Origin of the sequence: Raoultibacter timonensis, assembly GCF_022845715.1 — a bacterium.
Lineage (GTDB): Bacteria > Actinomycetota > Coriobacteriia > Coriobacteriales > Eggerthellaceae > Raoultibacter > Raoultibacter timonensis.
This window is the reverse complement of record NZ_AP025564.1, coordinates 3285611-3302323: the sequence shown is the minus strand read 5'-3', so window position 1 is coordinate 3302323 and position 16713 is coordinate 3285611. Positions and strand designations below refer to the sequence as shown.

12 protein-coding genes are annotated in these 16713 nt (G+C 57.2%); 5 read left to right on the top strand and 7 right to left on the bottom strand.

Going from position 1 to position 16713, the window contains the following annotated elements; genetic code table 11:
• The 3 genes from nrdG to MWL89_RS13550 are packed head-to-tail and all read left to right on the top strand — an operon-like array spanning window position 1 to window position 2450.
• The gene (gene nrdG, locus MWL89_RS13560) at window positions 1-546 is read left to right on the top strand and encodes an anaerobic ribonucleoside-triphosphate reductase activating protein (protein WP_102379887.1); all 546 of its coding nucleotides are present in this window, start codon (window positions 1-3) and stop codon (window positions 544-546) included.
• 9 nt (window positions 547-555) lie between these two features.
• A complete protein-coding gene (locus MWL89_RS13555) occupies window positions 556-1344 on the top strand; it encodes a mechanosensitive ion channel family protein (protein ID WP_244386699.1) in 789 nt (262 codons plus the stop codon).
• A 23-nt stretch (window positions 1345-1367) separates the two neighbouring features.
• Window positions 1368-2450, top strand: coding sequence for a DUF2804 domain-containing protein (locus tag MWL89_RS13550; protein WP_244386698.1), 1083 nt, complete (start codon window positions 1368-1370; stop codon window positions 2448-2450).
• A 78-nt stretch (window positions 2451-2528) separates the two neighbouring features.
• Here the strand turns inward: MWL89_RS13550 and MWL89_RS13545 are convergent, their stop codons facing one another.
• From MWL89_RS13545 to MWL89_RS13515, 7 genes are read right to left on the bottom strand one after another with little or no spacing between them, the layout of a single operon-like run.
• A complete protein-coding gene (locus tag MWL89_RS13545) occupies window positions 2529-3602 on the bottom strand; it encodes a type IV pilus twitching motility protein PilT (RefSeq protein ID WP_244386697.1) in 1074 nt (357 codons plus the stop codon).
• A gap of 19 nt (window positions 3603-3621) precedes the next feature.
• Complete coding sequence (locus tag MWL89_RS13540) at window positions 3622-4071, bottom strand: S4A5 electrogenic sodium bicarbonate cotransporter 4 (RefSeq protein WP_244386696.1); 450 nt, start codon at window positions 4069-4071, stop codon at window positions 3622-3624.
• The gene (locus MWL89_RS13535; RefSeq protein WP_244386695.1) at window positions 4068-4514 is read right to left on the bottom strand and encodes a hypothetical protein; all 447 of its coding nucleotides are present in this window, start codon (window positions 4512-4514) and stop codon (window positions 4068-4070) included. Before MWL89_RS13535 ends, MWL89_RS13540 begins: the two co-directional genes overlap by 4 nt.
• 2 nt (window positions 4515-4516) lie before the next feature.
• Window positions 4517-5053 carry a DUF4860 domain-containing protein gene (locus tag MWL89_RS13530; protein WP_244386694.1) on the bottom strand — a complete coding sequence of 179 codons (537 nt, stop codon included), beginning with the start codon at window positions 5051-5053 and terminating at the stop codon, window positions 4517-4519.
• Entirely contained in the window at window positions 5050-5376 is a 327-nt protein-coding gene (locus MWL89_RS13525) for a hypothetical protein (RefSeq protein ID WP_244386692.1), read from the bottom strand. The genes MWL89_RS13530 and MWL89_RS13525 overlap by 4 nt, the downstream gene beginning before the upstream one ends.
• 6 nt (window positions 5377-5382) lie before the next feature.
• Window positions 5383-6435 (bottom strand): type II secretion system F family protein, encoded by a 1053-nt coding sequence (locus MWL89_RS13520; protein WP_244386690.1) that lies wholly within the window; start codon window positions 6433-6435, stop codon window positions 5383-5385.
• A 36-nt stretch (window positions 6436-6471) separates the two neighbouring features.
• Window positions 6472-7473: a transglutaminase-like domain-containing protein gene (locus MWL89_RS13515; protein WP_425226273.1), complete on the bottom strand. Its 1002-nt coding sequence runs from the start codon at window positions 7471-7473 to the stop codon at window positions 6472-6474.
• 544 nt (window positions 7474-8017) lie between these two features.
• On the opposite strand from MWL89_RS13515, the gene MWL89_RS13510 reads away from it, so the two are divergent.
• On the top strand, window positions 8018-16126 hold the full coding sequence (locus tag MWL89_RS13510; RefSeq protein ID WP_244386684.1) for an Ig-like domain-containing protein: 8109 nt from the start codon (window positions 8018-8020) through the stop codon (window positions 16124-16126).
• The gene (locus tag MWL89_RS13505) at window positions 16127-16630 is read left to right on the top strand and encodes a hypothetical protein (protein WP_244386679.1); all 504 of its coding nucleotides are present in this window, start codon (window positions 16127-16129) and stop codon (window positions 16628-16630) included. It abuts the gene before it with no gap.
• Window positions 16631-16713: the final 83 nt, after the last annotated feature.

Genomic DNA, 16713 nt, shown 5'->3' with positions numbered 1-16713 from the left:
ATGTCCGAACCGACCACCATTCGCCTGTACGGTACCGCTGCCGATTCCATCGTCGACGGACCGGGGCTGCGCTATGCGGTGTTCGTGCAGGGGTGCACCCATGAATGTCCCGGATGCCACAATCCCGAGAGCCAGCCCGCGTGCGGGGGCACGGTGCGCGCCATCGACGATATCGTCGACGAGATCGAGGCGAACGGGCTCGTGGGCGGCGTGACCCTTTCGGGAGGCGAGCCGTTCGAGCAATGCGCGGCATGCTTGGTGCTCGCCCGCAAGCTTAAGGCGCAGGGCTTGGGCTTGTGGATATATTCGGGCTACCTCTACGAGGACCTGCTTGCAGGAAGGCCCGATCCGCTCGCTCCCGAGCTTTTGGCCTGCTGCGACGTGCTCGTCGACGGGCCGTTCGTGCAGGCGCTCAACTCCTATGACCTCGCGTGGAAGGGGTCGTCGAACCAGCGGGTCATCGACCTTGCGGCAAGCCGTGAGGCGGGCGCGGTTGTATTGTGGCAAACGAGTGACAGTTTTCCCGAAGTTCCCGCTTCTTGGTAGCATAGGAGTATGGAAGAGGATTTCGACAAATTGGAATCGTTCGTGCGCAGTGAATGGTTCATCACGGCCGCATCGGTTGTGGTGATCCTCGGCATTACGGCGCTCGTTTCCTGGTTCGTCACCAAATTCCTGCGGAAGCTGTTGCAGCAGGATAATTCGCTTCTGCCCTCGAGTTCCATTTTCATCAACATCGCGCGTGCGGCGGTTTGGATCCTCGGGTTCTGCGTCATGCTCGCCACCTGCTTCAACGTAAACGTGAGTGCCGCCATCGCCGCCCTCGGCGTCGGCGGCATCGCCATATCGCTCGGTTTCCAGGATACGATCTCGAACCTTATCGGCGGCTTGCAGGTCAGCCTCATGAAGATAATCTCTCCGGGCGATAACATCGAGGTCAACAACGAGACCGGCGTGGTGAAAGACGTCACCTGGCGCCATACGACCATCGTGAACCCTCAGAACGAGACGGTGATCATTCCCAATTCGATCATCGGCAAGAACGCGCTCACGAAGCTACCCCCGACCACGCTCGTTACGATCAGGTTCGTCGTGCGCGGCGATGGGGGAGACCTCGATACCGTGGCGGCCGCCATCGAGGCGGCGTGCTCGAAGGCGGCGGGCTCCATCACAAAGGTAACCCAAAAGCCCAAGGCGATATTCACCGAGATCACCGAGTTCGGTTATTCTGGGAAGGTCACGTTCAAGGTTTCGAGCGCATCGAAGGCGGGGGAGGCGAGCGATGCGGCCGTGCGGGCCATCGCACCCATCACGCGCCCCGACGGCGATCGCGGCAGTAACTAGTCCTACGACGAAGGAGGCAGCCCATGCAGGAGCACCGCATCGAAACGGTCGGACCGCTTCATCGCGCAGACGGATCGCTCGCCGAGCCGGGGTACGCAACATCCCTGCTGCTCAACTACAACCGCTTCAAGGTGCGTGCGCCCAAGCACCGCATCAAGGAATGGGACTACTATCTCGTGAACGATGACGAGTACGCCGTCGCGCTCACGGTGGGCGATCTCGGTTACATGGGCCTCATCTCGGCCTCGGTCGTCGACTTGGTGGAGTGCTGGTACAAGACCTCAAGCGTCATCACACCGCTGCCGATGGGTCGTTTCTCCCTGCCCGAACGCTCGACGGAAGGCGTCACCGAGTTCAAGAACAATCGCGTTCACCTGCGGTTCGAAGTGAAGGAGGGCACCCGCACGCTCCGCGCTCGGTTCGACCGGTTCGATGGGGACGAGCCGCTTCACATCGATGCGGTGCTCGATGAGGAGCCGCGCGATTCGATGGTCATCGCCACCCCGTGGGCCGAGGATCCGAAGGCGTTCTACTATAACCAGAAGATCGTCGGCATGCGCGCCCAGGGCAGCTTCAGGAAAGGCCTTACCGTTCACGGATTTCGACCCGACGATTCGTTCGGTCTGCTCGATTGGGGCCGCGGCGTGTGGACGCGCGACAACACGTGGTTCTGGGCGGTCGCCCAGGGCTGGCAGGACGGCAGGGGGAACCGCACGGTCGGATCGCATCGGTTCGGTCTGAACCTCGGCTACGGGTTCGGCGATACGTCGGCTGCTTCGGAGAACATGGCGTTCGTCGACGGCGTAGCCCATAAGCTCGGGCGCGTCGACTTCGGGATAATCGACCGCGCGGGTGCAGCGGAGAAGAACGTCGAGCGAAGGTTCGACCTCATGGCTCCTTGGCACATGACCGATGACGAGGGGAGGCTCGATCTCGTGTTCACCCCGTCGGTCGACCGGAAGGACTACATCAATCTGGCGCTCGTGATCACCGATCAGCACCAGGTATTCGGCACGCTGTCGGGCAAAGTGGTGCTCGATGACGGCAGCGAGTTCATCGTCGAGGGCCTGCACGGCTCCGCCGAGGTCGTGCGCAACAAGTACTGAGGGTGGCTTTTGCCGTTTGGCTCCGATGGACCCAACCTTGGTCTGAAGAGGCGTTTTCGCTTGTTGAGGCTCCGATCTCTATACGCCTTCGACTTCGAATCGCGTTTTGAGCGCTTCCTGATGAATGGCGTACTGCAATGCGGTTTCTTTGTCGACGACCCCGTCTTTGCACAGATCGAACAGGCTCTGATCCATTGTGCGCATGCCCTGCGCCGATCCAGCAGCGATAACGCTGTCGATTTGGTGGGTCTTCTCTTCTCGAATGAGGTTTCTGATAGCGGTGTTCGCCACCATGATCTCGAAAGCGGGGACTTCGGTGCCGTCGATCGCAGGTACGAGCTGTTGGCTTACGATCGCCTGGAGCACCATCGAAAGCTGGATGCGAATCTGACGTTGCTGCGAGGGTGGGAAAGCGTCGATAATTCGGTCGACGGTGCCGGCGGCTCCCGTCGTGTGCAGGGTGGAGAACAGTAGTTGCGCCATCTCGGCGGCGGTAACGGCGGTCTCGATAGTCTCGTAATCGCGCATTTCGCCGAGGAGGATCACGTCGGGCTTCTCTCTCATGGCCGAGCGAAGCGCCTCGGAGTAGGTTGCAACGTCGGTGGGAACCTCGCGTTGAGTTACGATGCACCGACCGTGTTTGTGGATGTATTCGATCGGGTCTTCCATTGTGATGATATGCCCTGAGCGCGCATGGTTCAGCTTGTCGATGATGCAGGCGAGCGTCGTCGACTTGCCTGCTCCTGCGGGCCCCGTAACGAGTACAAGGCCTTTCTGATACTCTGCGCATCGCATGACGGCATCGGGGATATGGAAAGCTTCGGGATTGGGCAGACCGAATGGGATAACGCGGATGACCGCGCTGAACGAACCCCTCTGTCGGAAGACATTCGCTCGGAACCTGCCGATGCCCGGCAGGGCGAACGAGAAGTCGTCGTCGTGGTTCTTGCAGTCGGTGAAGTTTGCAACATCTCTGCCTGCGGCTTCGTAGATCGCACGAACGTAGCTTTCCGTCTCTTGCGGAGTGAGCCCTGGGGTGTCGACGCGTGTTTGCCGCCCGCTCACTTCAAACGAAAGCGGCAAACCTGCGACGATGAAGATGTCGGAAGCGTTGGCGTCGACCATCTGCTTCAAGAACTGTTCGATGTACATGAGGTGCTCCTTACTGTTGCTAATTGCTTCCGGACCAGAGGCTAATGCTGCTCTCATCAAGATTCCATTGTGTCGAAGTCCGCCATTCGACGATGCGGTAGCCTCCGCTCCCGTCGATTTCAATTGCGACGGTGAGTGTGCGCCCGCCGTCTGAAACGAACTGCGCCGTTACCGTGTTGCCTTCGAGAGCTGCGTTTTCGGGCAGCGCTGAGGCGACGGCCTCGAGGGGGTCACCGCTATCTGAAAGCGCAACGCCGATAAGCGTTTCGTCAAGCTTGGCAACGAATTCCTGTGCGGCGATCTCATTGGCATAGGTTGCTTCGGTGTAATAAGCTTGCTTTTGCGCCGACGCGAACGTTGCTTGGGCTGTGGAAACCGAAAGAACCGATAGCACTGCAAGGCAGATGAGGATGATCAGGGAAAAGAGGCTGATTGGCCCGATACGGACGGATCCTTGCGCCTTGCTCATCGCGCCGCCTCCTCGTTGCCGACGTAGCGCGCGGTAGAGATCTCGTATATCGTCTCGTTGCCTTGCGATACGGTGATATCGGCGTAGTACATGATGCCGTTGTCGCGCACTTCGGTGTGGACGCTCCGCGTGACGGCAAGGGCGTTCAGGTCGGTCTCGTTCGCGATGGCGATGGTTCCGTCCTGCACTGCGTAGTAGAACGTCTCCGTCGGAAGCGTGGGATCGGCAGCAAACGTTTCGGCGTCGTTAGTTGCGAGCGCAATGGCACCTGTGAGACGCTCTGCCTCGATGCTGCGGCTTGCGGTTGCCGCGAAGAGCTGCACGAGTACGACAGCGAACGCCATCATGAATACGAGCAGCGCGAGGGCTTCGAGGATAAAGGCAGCACCGTGCCAAGCTCGATGGCCGGCAAGTTGTTTGCGGATGGGAAGTCGCGGTTCCATGATCACGCATCACCTCCCGATAAGGCGCTGCGCAATGCGATGCGTGTCGCGCCCTGATCGGTGTAGACAGTGAGGAGCCCGTTTGCGTACTCGAAATCGAAGGTGCTCGAAGCGACCACGTCGCGAGCTTTTTCGGGTGTGTACGCGGTGCCCGCCGCAGCATATTCCTCGACTATAGTGCCTTGGTAGGAATAGATGCGTGTTTCGTACGAGCCCGAGTCGAGGTTTTCGGTCAAAACGAGCGATTGCCCTTCGGGTCCGTTACCCACGCCGACGGCGTTGGCAACGTCGTTCAGGTGGATGGAATTGTTGATGAGGGAAAGCCCGAGCCGCATGTCGTTGCCCTCCATACGTGCGCTGTTCGCATTGCTGTAGGAGCGGATCCCCAGAAGCAATAGCCCGAGCAGGGCGAGTATCATAACACCGAAGAAGAGCGTGCCGAACACGCGCCCGTTTTTGTCGGCCGCGCTGCGTGAATCGTTTTTGCTGATGGCAATGGGCACGGAGGCCAGGGGGCCGAGTTGGTTGGTGTCTCTCATTTCGGTAACACCACCACGCTCGGCATGACGTTCTCTGCAAACACCTGGTAGGTGATAGCGTAATCATCCCTATTAATTGACAAGCCGTAGTTTTGCTCGAGATACTCGATGGATGTGGGGTAGGACCCCTCGATCGCACACGCTTGCTTTGCGCTGTTGAGGATGGCGTTGCGTACCGATACGGCACCCTGCTCGCGCAGGTTGGCATTAATGGCGTTGTTCGCAAACCAGCAGCCGCATACGAGTGCGACGATGCAGAAGAACGTTGTAATGCGCTTGCGGGTGCGTCTTCTGATCTGCTTGGTCGTTAGCTCGTGATACATGGTTGTCTATCCTATCGATCCCATGATCCCGATGAGGGGGAGCATGACGGCGATGAGGGTTGCTCCGACGCTCACCGTGAGAAATGCTGCAAGCGTCGGTTCGACGTTGTCGATGATGCCGTCTACCTGAACGACCGAATCGTCGAAGAACGTATCGGACAGGCGCTCGAGCACCGCCTCAGTGCTGCCGCTGCGGGAGCCGATGACCAACATGCGAGCATAAATGGGTTCGTATATGTTGTTGTCGTAAATCGCTTGCGCAAGGCTCTTCGCCTGGGCGGGATCGACCATTTCCTCCCGTACCGTTGCCAGTTCGCGCCCGAGGGACGCATGGTCGACCATTTTCGTGGCTTCGCACATCGCGAGATTCGTATCGATCCCTGAAGCGACGTATGTTCCGAGCGCAGAGGTGAATCGGCCGAGCGCCATCTGTCGCATGGGCGTGCGCGAGATCGGAAGGTGCTCGAAAAGCGTCAGCAGCTTCAAGCGTCCTCTCTGGGAGCGGGAGAGGACGATGCCCATTATGACAGCTATCGTGCAAGCCAGCGTGATGACAAAGGCGATCCATCCGATGAGAATGGAGGCGTTCACAAACGCGTAGGATCCGGTTGCGAGATCGCCCGTGAGACTGCTGTATACGTTGACGAACACCGGCAGTATGACGGCGGTGGTGAACAGGAGGATCACGCACATTACGGCAAGGAGCGCCGCAGGATAGGCGATCGCGCTTTTGACCTTGGAAAACAGGCGGTTTTCTTCGTCGTAGTATTTAGCGAGGCTTGCCAGCACGTTCTCGAGCCGTCCGGAGAATTCTCCTGCGCCGACCATGTTGACAACGTGCTGGGGGAAGGCGCCCGTGACTTCGAGTGAACGGGCAAGGGGATAACCCGCTATCAACTGGCGGTACACCTCGTCACAGGTTCTCTTGAAGTCGGAGTCTTCCATGTTGTCACTCAGAAGGTATACGGCCTCATCGGTTTGGATGCCGGCCGAGAACATGATAGCGAGGCTTTCGCAGAAGGCGGATAGCGCGCTGCTCTCAAGCATTTTGGTGGCCATGTCGTATTTGCTCCTTATCGCAATCTCGTACCGTTGTCAGTACGTATACTTGTCGGTGTAGGTCATTCCATCGCCTGCATAATCGGTTGCTCCCCCAGCGGCGAACGTGAAATCGACGCGCGTCCAGGTGTTGGATTTAACGCTGACTTTTGCGCTTATCCATTCGCCGTTAAGGTATACCATATTCCATGCGTGGTAAATACTGTCGGGGGAGACATAGCCGGTAATTATCTTGCAGGGTATTCCTTGGCTGCGCAGCATCGCCGCTGCAAGCGAAGCATAATCGAAGCAGATGCCGGTTTTGCTCTGCATCGTGGCATCGGGATCGGGTAGGTAGCCGTCTGCGATCGTGCCGTTCACGACGCTCTTTGCCTTTTCGTTGTCGTAGCTTACGTTTTCGACAATCCAGTCATAGACCGCCTTAAGCACATCCGCCTGGTTCCGAGCTCCTTCCGAAAGCTTGTTGGCTTCCTCGACGACGAGGCTTTCGGCATCGTAATCGCAATAGATGTTCGGTCTCAGGAAGGGCTGGAACTCGTCGGCTAACCGCACCTCGGCATCCACTGATTCTCCGAGTCCGACGTAGAGGTTGTCTCGGGTGTTCTGCATGATCTGGAACGTGTAGGATCCGTTTCCCATATTGAGGGGAACCGAAATCGGCGTGCCGTCCGAGGGGAGATCGTAGTTGTACTGCATGTCTCCGCGGGTAACCTGTAGTTTGAGCCGGCTTTTGCTTGTTGCCGTTGCGCTCACGTACCCGTCTGCGAGGTGCGATACGTCGATGCCCGCTTCGGTCGACCCGATGAGGACATCGAGGTCGATGGGGGACAGGGTTAGCTCGGGTCGGGAGAACGTTTCACCCGTGGCTTCCGAATCCGCTTCGGTTCCCGCCGCCCCGGCAAGAAGCCCCGTCGGATCAGCGCATCCGGTGACGAGTCCCGTGGCAAGGACGCATCCGACCATCGCGATGCCGACGGTTCGAAGAACCGCTTTTGCATCGGAGCCTATGCTGCAAGGGTGCGGGCGTTCCACGGGCATCCCTTCGGGTGTTTTGCGTGTTGCTTCAGGGCCATTTGTCGGATCGGGCAGACCAAACGCCCGACTGTGGCGATTATAGCTCTTATTATGATTGCAATTGTCAGCATTTGATGGACGAGTCAAGCCGCTTTAAGGGAGCGCTCGCCCGGCGTCATACTGAGGGGGTAGGCAAAGAGATTCGCTTGCATCGATGGCATCGGCAAGCAGAATATCGGCATGAAGCACTCCATCGCGGTAAAGCCGCCCTGCTCACGACTGTGCTCATTTCTACTACGATCGGCTTGGGGCGAGCTGGATAATAATCAATGCCTTACCTCGATAAACGTAAAAGGTTATTTGCAAGGTAGTAATTTATGTAGAAGCGGGGTTTCGATTAAAATGTTACTTGCAAATGACAAGCTTTTTAGTTAAAGATGATATAATCAATAACAATTAAGCGGATGCGATTTTGCAATCCGTACCACGGCTCTCACTTACACTGGCACGTTCGACAACGTATTAGCTTATTTTTCATATCGGTTCTTGTTGCGAACGTGGTGGTCCCATGGATATAGTTGAGCGCATTCTCGATCTTAAAAACACCTTCGAAGGCAAATGCCTGGCGGTTCTGATGTCCGTCATGCTTGTGATGTCCTGCGTGAGCTTTGCCGCTCTTGCGGATGACCATGCGGGGCAGCCTGCCGCTACGGCGACTGAGCAGAGCCCAGCGAGCACCGAGGATTCGGCCGACCGCGATTCTGCGTTCAGTGCGTCGGCCGGCGAGGACTCGTCGAATGGTGGTCAGGGTTCGAACGACGAAGGCTTGGCTCAGGGCCAGGGCGTTGTTTTGGGGTCAACCGAAGAATCCGAGAGCGCCCAGCCTCCCGCACCCGAGGCCGCGCCCGAAACGAGTGAGACTGTTCTCTCCGACGAGGCCCTCGTAGCCGTAGTTGCCGAGAACGCTTACGTTGCGATCAAGGGGCAGACGGTCGACTCCTCTCAGCTGAAAACGGTTCTGCACCAGAAGCTCGAATTCGTCGTGGTCGCCGACACCGGATTTTCCATCGATGCGGTGACCGCCCGCAATAGCGCATCCGACACCGAGGTTGCGGTCCGCGAAGCTGATGGCGTTTACAGCGTCGATGCCGATCAGGTCGATAGCAACTTGGTGATCGCCGTTGCAACGAAGGCGGATGAAGTGCGATCCGAATCAAATGAAGGAGAGACCGAGGCGACTCCTCTCGATCGCAAATCCATCGTTGCCCGCAGCGTTCCTCTTTCGAGCACCGATCTTGGACTTGCCATCGGTTCGAGTGGCGCAATCGAGGGGTCCACGGGCGGAAACAACCATCAGTGGATCGCTCTGCAGAATGATGGCGTCGTTTCGATTGATTCTGCGTTGAACGGTGCGACAAGCATTTCGATAACCGGCCTTAAAGCGGGTACGGCAACGTTTAAGCATACCTGGTATGGTTTTATGACCAACTGGAAAGACAACGAGGAGCATTTCACTGTCACCATTTCGGAGCCTGTTGGACTCGCTAGCGCTTCGATTGCGGGTGTCGCTTCGATGGAAATTGGAACCGAGGCGACCCTTTCGATCCTTGCTCGTCCCAGCGGTGCGACGATTAACTCCGTTACGTGGTCTTCGAGCGATGATAGCATTGCTTCCGTTGACTCGTCGGGCAAGGTTTCTGCAAAGCAGAAGACGGGTACGGTGACGATAACTGCGTTTGTCGACGCATATGGAAAAAGCGAACCGATGGAGATTAGCCGTTCGATCATTGTGACGCGTGCGTATATCGCAGGTGTGTCGGTCGAGGGGCAAGGATACGTTACTGCGGGGGGCAGCATCGGTCTTTCGGCGGATATATCTCCGAAAGATCTGGCTTTGGCCGGTGTCGAATGGCAGTCGAGCAACTCGAAGATAGCAACCGTCGACAAGGACGGCAAGGTGACAGGTAAGGCGGCTGGCGAGGTTACCATCACGGCGACGGCTCGTGACGGCAGCGGCGTATACGGTTCCAAGAAAATCACTGTCTACGGTGCCGATCCGGTGAACGCGGCGGTGAGGTGCGTCGTAACGAACATCGGCATCGACCACGGCTACGACATCATGGTCCCCTCTGACGGTACGACGGTTTCAGCCCAATCGGCGATGCAGCCAAGATTCACTGCGAAATCGACGAATTCGAGCGGGCAGGTTGACTATACGTTTAACGGTTTGGTCAAAGTGACTCAATCGAGCAGGATTGAGAGCGCGTATGCTGACGGTTCGCTTCCTGTCGTCGAAGAGCTCAAGTCCGATGGCGAAAACGTGTATTACCGTGCAAGCGGTTCTGAAGATTTCACTCAGATGGGCTCCGGCGAAGTTGTCGTCGCGTTCTACAACATGGTGTTCGCCGATTCTTCGGGAGATGGGTCTCTGTCGGTCGGGGTGGCGGACTGGCCCGGTTCCGGTCCGCACCTCCTTCGCTTGGTTATTAAACAAGTTGACGAGCGGGGAAGAGAAACGGGTACATTGTACTCGTCATACAACAGCATGATGTACTGGGAAGGCACGGCGGCTGTAAACGGCGTCACGTTTAACATCGACAGCTCGCGCTACGATTTCGCCTACGATATGGTTGAGAAGGGCAAGCTGCCCATCTTCGTCGAGGGTTGGTTGGCGATGGACGGCAATTTCGACGGTGACGTAAATAACCGAATCACAACGATCGAGCGCCATGCTGTTTCGGAAAGCGATTACGAGAGCGGTGGCTTGACGGTTCCATTTCGGACTGCAGGTGCGGCAACAACAGAAATCAACGTCGTTACGGCGTACGTGACGGAGAAATCGTTCACGGTGAGCTACGATGCAAATCTGCCTGAGGGAATAACGGAGGTAACCGAGATCCCTGCCGCCGAACAGTATAAGTGGAAGGAGCAGGTCGCCGTTTCCTCGGTTACGCCGACGTGCGAGGGCTATACGTTCATCGGCTGGCGCAACAACGGGGCCACGTATGTGGGCGGCAACAGCTTTGCTATGCCGCAATCCGATGTAACGCTGCAGGCCCACTGGGTTCCAAACGAGCAAGCCATCAAATACCTACCGAACAACGAAGATTGGGGTGCGGTATCTCGCGGCGGCGATGTCATCTACGATGAGAGTTCGGACATCATCGGCTCGGAGGCGCAGCCTAACGACGGATACCAGTTTATCGGATGGTACAAAGCGATCGACGTAAACGGCAAAGGAATGGGAGAGCCGGTCTCAACCGATCTTCTCTACCGTCCGACCGATCGCACCTCTGCTACCTACTTTGCCGTGTTCGAGCCAGAAAGCGTTCCTTCTATCGATCTTGCCCTTAAGGCTGACGATAGCGAGGGGCTCGTTTACAACACCGAATACCAAACGTGGCACAAATACACCATCGCCGAAGGCGCTTTGAAAGACGGCGATACGCTTGAAGTGTCGTTTTCAGGCAAAAGCCAGATAAAAGACGCTACTGCTGGGTCGGGGGGCATGATTGTCAACGAAGTGGAAAACGTTATCGAGAGCGCTAAGGTCATGCGCAACGGCACCGATGTGACGAGCGAGTACGGCACGATCACGTTTCTGCCGGGAACGCTGACGGTTGCTAAGGCGAAGGCGTACCTCCATGCGCCGAGTGCGCGCAAATACTACGACGGCGAAGCGCTGACGGCGTCTTCTCTTGCCGCTGGCAACGCGATTCGGTACGGCGGCGGGCTTGGCGGCTCGTTGATCCAGGGTGACGGCACCTATGACACGGGCATTTGGACCGAGGGCATTTACAAGAGCGATTTCGATTATGTGGACGGAAGCGTTGTCGTTGTTCGTGGAGAACCACTGGGTTCGAGGACCAACGCTGGCGTATCGCCGACAGACTGCAGCAAGGGTTCTGCTCCCGTTTTGCATATCAGTAAAAACTACGATCTCGAGTGGGTGCAGGGCTCGATCGAGGTACTCCCGCGTCCCGCCACCATTATCGCGAACAGCATTGCCGAGGAAATACCTTATGACGGTGCGTCGCATGCGTTGGCGGGCTACACGGTTAGCGGCATGGGGATCGTGGACGGCGAAACCCTAACTCCCTCATCCGACGACGTAAGCGTTTCAGGTACGGAGCAGGGCGTCTATACGCTCGATCCCGAGACATACTCCTTCAGGGTAGCACATGAGGGCGGAGTCGATAGCGAGGCAGGTGTCCGCGCCACCTCTTCCAGCCAGGATTATTCCGATTTATATCCGCTTGCGGATGCAACGGACAATTACGTGTTTTCCTACGTGACGGGCCGTATGACGATCGGCGAGCCGATCGTTTTGCCCGAGATCACCCTGCAGGCGAAGTCTGATACGGTCGTCTACAACGGCGCCGAGCAGAGCGTCGAAGGACTCTCCAAGAACACGTTTACATACGAGGGTGAGCGTTATACTGTCAAAGTTGACGTTTCCGCTCGTGGCGTCGATGCAGGCACCTATACCACCAAGCAAACGGGGAGGGCAGCCGTCACGGACACGCGGGGGAACGATGTAACCTCCAAGTTTAACATTACCATCGTTGCCGGCACGTTGACCGTCAAGCAGCGGGAAGTCACCATGAAAGCCAACGATGGTGAGAAGGATTACGACGGCACGCCGCTCGAAGCCTCCGGATTTACCGTTTTGGCGGGCGTGACGTCCGACGAGGGGCTGCTTTCGGGCCACGAGGTTGAGGCGGATGTTTCCGGCTCCCAGACGGCTCCCGGGTCGAGCGCGAGCGTGGTCGACGAGAACAGCGTGGTGATCACGGCTGCCGACGGCCAAGAGGCCACGGATAACTATGCCATCATCTATAAGCCTGGCACTCTGCGCGTGATGCACAATACGGACAAGCTGGTCATCGACGTCGAAGCGCAAAGCGGATCGTTCATCTACGACGGAACCGAGCGGAGCGTCTCCGGTCTCATATACAATGGTGTCGAGACAGAAAACGATGTGTCTGTCGAGTTGACTATCGATGGGGAAACCTATACTGTTTCGGGCCTTTCGGCAAGTGCTAAGGCAACGGACGTTGTCGACAGCAAAGCGGTCGATATAGTCGGCGCTGTGCAGATTCTCGACTCGAAGCAACAAGATGTGACCAAGACATTTACGGTCAATAAGATAGACGGGGAGCTCACGGTAAAGCAGCGCCCTGTTACCATCACGGCAAATACCAATAAGACGAGCATTCCGTATGACTTTACCGCCCATACGCTTTCCGGATACACCGTCTCTACGGGAGATGACGAGGGCATCGTTTCGGGCGAGGCGCTGTCGCCGGCTTCTGAAGCGGTTTCGGTTACTGGCACCGAAGTGGGCGAATACGAACTCGATCCCGCGGACTGCGCCTTCTCGGTTGCGAAATCGGATGGGACGGACTCCACGGTCAATTACGTCTTCAGCTACGTTCCCGGCACGATGACCATCGTCGCCGCAACCGACAAGCCCGCAGTCGTTCTGCAGGCGAAATCGGATACGGTCGTCTACGACGGAACCGAGCAAAGCGTCGAGGGCCTTGTCGAGGATGCGTTCGAATACGCCGGGCAGACCTATACGGTAACGGCTGCAGTATCGGCTAAGGGCGTTGAGGTCGGACCGTACGATACGGTGCAGACGGGGTCTGCTACCATAGTGGACGCGCAAGGAAAAAACGCGACATCCAAGTTCGATCTGACCATTTCGTCCGGCAGGCTGACCATCGAGCAGCGCGAGGTTACGGTAAAGGCCAAAGACGGCAAGAAGGACTATGACGGCACGCCGCTGGCGGCATCGGGTTACGACGTGATAACGACCGCCGATTCCAACGGGCTTCTTGCGGATCATTCGTTGACGGCTGAAGTCGTCGGTAGCCGGACGCTGCCTGGCTCATCGCCGAGTAAGGTCGTGAAGGACAGCGTTGCCATCGTCGACGCTTCGGGTGCTTCGGTAATCCGTAACTATAGGGTAGTGCTTGATGAGGGAGAGCTCGTCGTCAGCAAGAGCGCAGAGGCTCTCGTGATCGATGTTACGGCCGCCAGCGGATCGTTCGTCTACGACGGAACCGAGAAGAGCGTCTCCGGTCTTACGTACAACGGCGGAGACGCCGTTGAAAGCGGCGCGTCGGCCAACGTGGAAGTGGGTGGCGTCCGTTTCACCGTTTTCGGGTTGACGGCGGGCGCTTCGGGCACGAATGCGTCCGAGAGTGCAATGGTCGAGGTACTTGGCGACGTCAAGATTCTCGATGCCGATCAAAACGATGTTACCGAGCTTTTCACAGTTAACAGGCATTCCGGTGATTTCTCGATAGCAAAGCGTCCGGTGACCATTACGGCGAACAGCAATCTCGTGAGCATTCCTTATGACTTTAAAGAGCATACGCTCGTCGGCTATACGGTATCCTCTGGCGAAAATGAGGGCATAGTAGCGGGTGAGACGCTCCTGCCGGAATCCGACGACGTGAGAGTGTCGGGCACCGAAGAGGGCGTCTATGCGCTCGATCCCGAGACAGTCGGCTTCACGGTTGCCAAGGAAGGTGATATCGAGACAACAGAGAACTACAGCTTCAGCTACGTTCCCGGCACGATGACCATCGTCGCCGCAACCGACAAGCCCGCAGTTGTTCTGCAGGCGAAATCGGATACGGTCGTCTACGACGGAACCGAGCAGAGCGTTGAGGGCCTTGTTGCAAGCACTTTCGAGCACGAAGGCGGTACGTATGTCGTTGAGGTTAGCGTGTCTGCAAGGGGCACTGATGCAAACGTGTATGACACTGTCGTGGACGGCGATATCGTTGTAAAGGATGCGTCGGACAACGATGCTACTTCGAAATTCAACGTTACGGTCAACCCCGGCAAGTTGACCGTCGAAAAGCGCAAAGTTACGGTGAAAGCTAAGGACGGCGAAAAGTACTTCGACGGCACGGCGCTTGAGGCATCGGGATTCGAAGTCATCGAAAGTGCCGATGAGAATGCGGGCCTTTTGCCCGACAGCAGCCTTACAGCCGAGGTCGAAGGATCTCAACTCAGTCCCGGATCAAGCGCGAGCACCGTTGTTGAGAGCAGCGTTGCCATCGTCAACGGCTCCAACGAGGCGGTAACTGACAACTATCTCGTTGAGCTCAACCCCGGTACGCTGACGATCAAGCATAATCCCCAGGCGCTCGTAATCGATGTTGTGCCCAACAGCGGGTCGTTCATCTACGACGGCATGGTCAAGAATGTTTCGGGACTCGCCTATAACGGCGTTGCTTCTGAAAACGGCGAGGTTGTCCAGGTTGCCGTCGACGGGGAAGCGTTTGAGATCTCCGGTCTCACGGCAGGAGCTGGGGGCGTAAACGTATCCGACAGTGCGGCGGTCAACGTCGTGGGGAACATCTCCATTGTCGATTCGCGTGGCAAAGACGTGACGAGCTTGTTTACCGTTAACAAGGGATCCGGCGCGTTCGCTATATCGCCGCGCGAGGTTACCATTACGGCTGCCACCTCCAGCAAAGACTACGACGGCAGGCCTCTGACGGATTCTCGTTGGTCTGCCGAGCGGGCCCAGGCGGGTGGCGATACCGGCTTGATCGACGAAGACGATCTTGTATCTGTAACGGTGTCCGGTTTGCAGACCACACCCGGCTCGTCTGCCAACATACCCTCGGGTGCAGTATTCGGTGAAGACGTAGCAGGAAACTACGAGCCTGAATACGTAAACGGAACGCTGACAGTTCGCGATACGAGCGATGCCGATCATCGCATCATCGATATCGCTGCCAATTCGGGCATCGTTGCCTATAATGGCGTTGTGCAGGGCGTTTCCGGTCTGACCTATAACGGATCGGAATCCAATGAGGTGACGTTCGATGATGTAACCTATACCGTCGAAGGTCTTTCAGCCGCCGCTTCCGGAACGCAGGCTGGCACGTACGCAGCGCCGATAAAGGGCCAAGTTGTGGTTCGCGATCCGAGCGGCAACGACGTAACGCAGTTGTTCACGGTAAACCAAGCGCCTGGCTCGCTTGTCATCGAGACGGTTTCGCTGACGGTGAAGGCTGCTTCCGACCAAAAGGTTTACGATGGTACGGCGCTAGTCAACGAGGCCTATGAAGCGAACGGTCTCATCGAGGGAGAAAAGGTCGAATCGGTGCACATCATCGGTAGCCAGACCGAGGTTGGATCTTCGGCGAACGTTGCATCACAAGCGGTTGTAACTCGTGGCGGAGCCGACGTGACCGATAACTATGCGATTGCCTACGAAGATGGAGTGCTTACAGTTCTCGCCGCATCGCCCGAGCCATCAACGCCGGTTAACCCGTTGCCGACGCCCGACAACCCGACGGTACCTGCGGACAACCCGCTTGATGCTGTTGTCGCTCCCGTTGCAGAAACACTTTCCAATGTCGTCGAGACGGTCATCAACCCGAATCCGACTCCGCAGGCTGGCGTTGGCGAAGGTAGCGGGGAAACGGCTATCAACGACGACGAGACACCACTCGGCATGACCGACCATGGCGTTTTCTGCTGGGTTCACTACTACATTATTCTGGGCATTATCATTACGCTCATCTATGGTCTCGCTGTGATCGGTCGTCGCCGTAAGTTCATCGGCACCCTCGATGGCTTTGAGCGCTCAATGCTCGATAGCGAACAGGGATTCCGTGGCGGCGATGACGGGAGGAACGCATAAATGAAAAAGAGCAATTGGATTATCGCCGTCGTACTCGTGCTTGTTTCCGCACTGCTTTTGTGGCTTTGGTTCTATCTTGGCCTCAACCGCATCGACAAGCCGGTCGATCTCATGTTAAGCATTCTCTGGTGGGTCGTTGTCGTTGCGTTGATCCTTCTTATCGTGCGATCGGAGCGAATACGCAAAGAGCGCATTCGCACTATGTATGTAGCCGAAGGCATACTGTTCAACAGCGAAGCGGGATTGCTGAACTTTGCCGGCAGTGATCAGCTCGTTGCGGTCATGAACCGGGTTTTACGCGACCTTGACTACGATTTCACCACGCAGGAGCTTCCGGAGCGCGAGGAGTTCAAGCCCGGGCTTCTCGTTAAGACCGAAAAGTACGGCAACGATAACTGGACGGGTGAAGTGGTTGTTATCGAGTCTCAGGAGCAGCAGCCCTTCGAGAGCAAAGAGGAGCTGGCCTCTCTTTTAGATGACTGCTTGGGCTGCTGTACCCGATAAGCTGTCAGCATGACGCACGTTTGCTGAGAATCGAAGGGCCCGGATGCATACCCGGGCCCTTCTCGGTTCGATCGGTTTAGCTG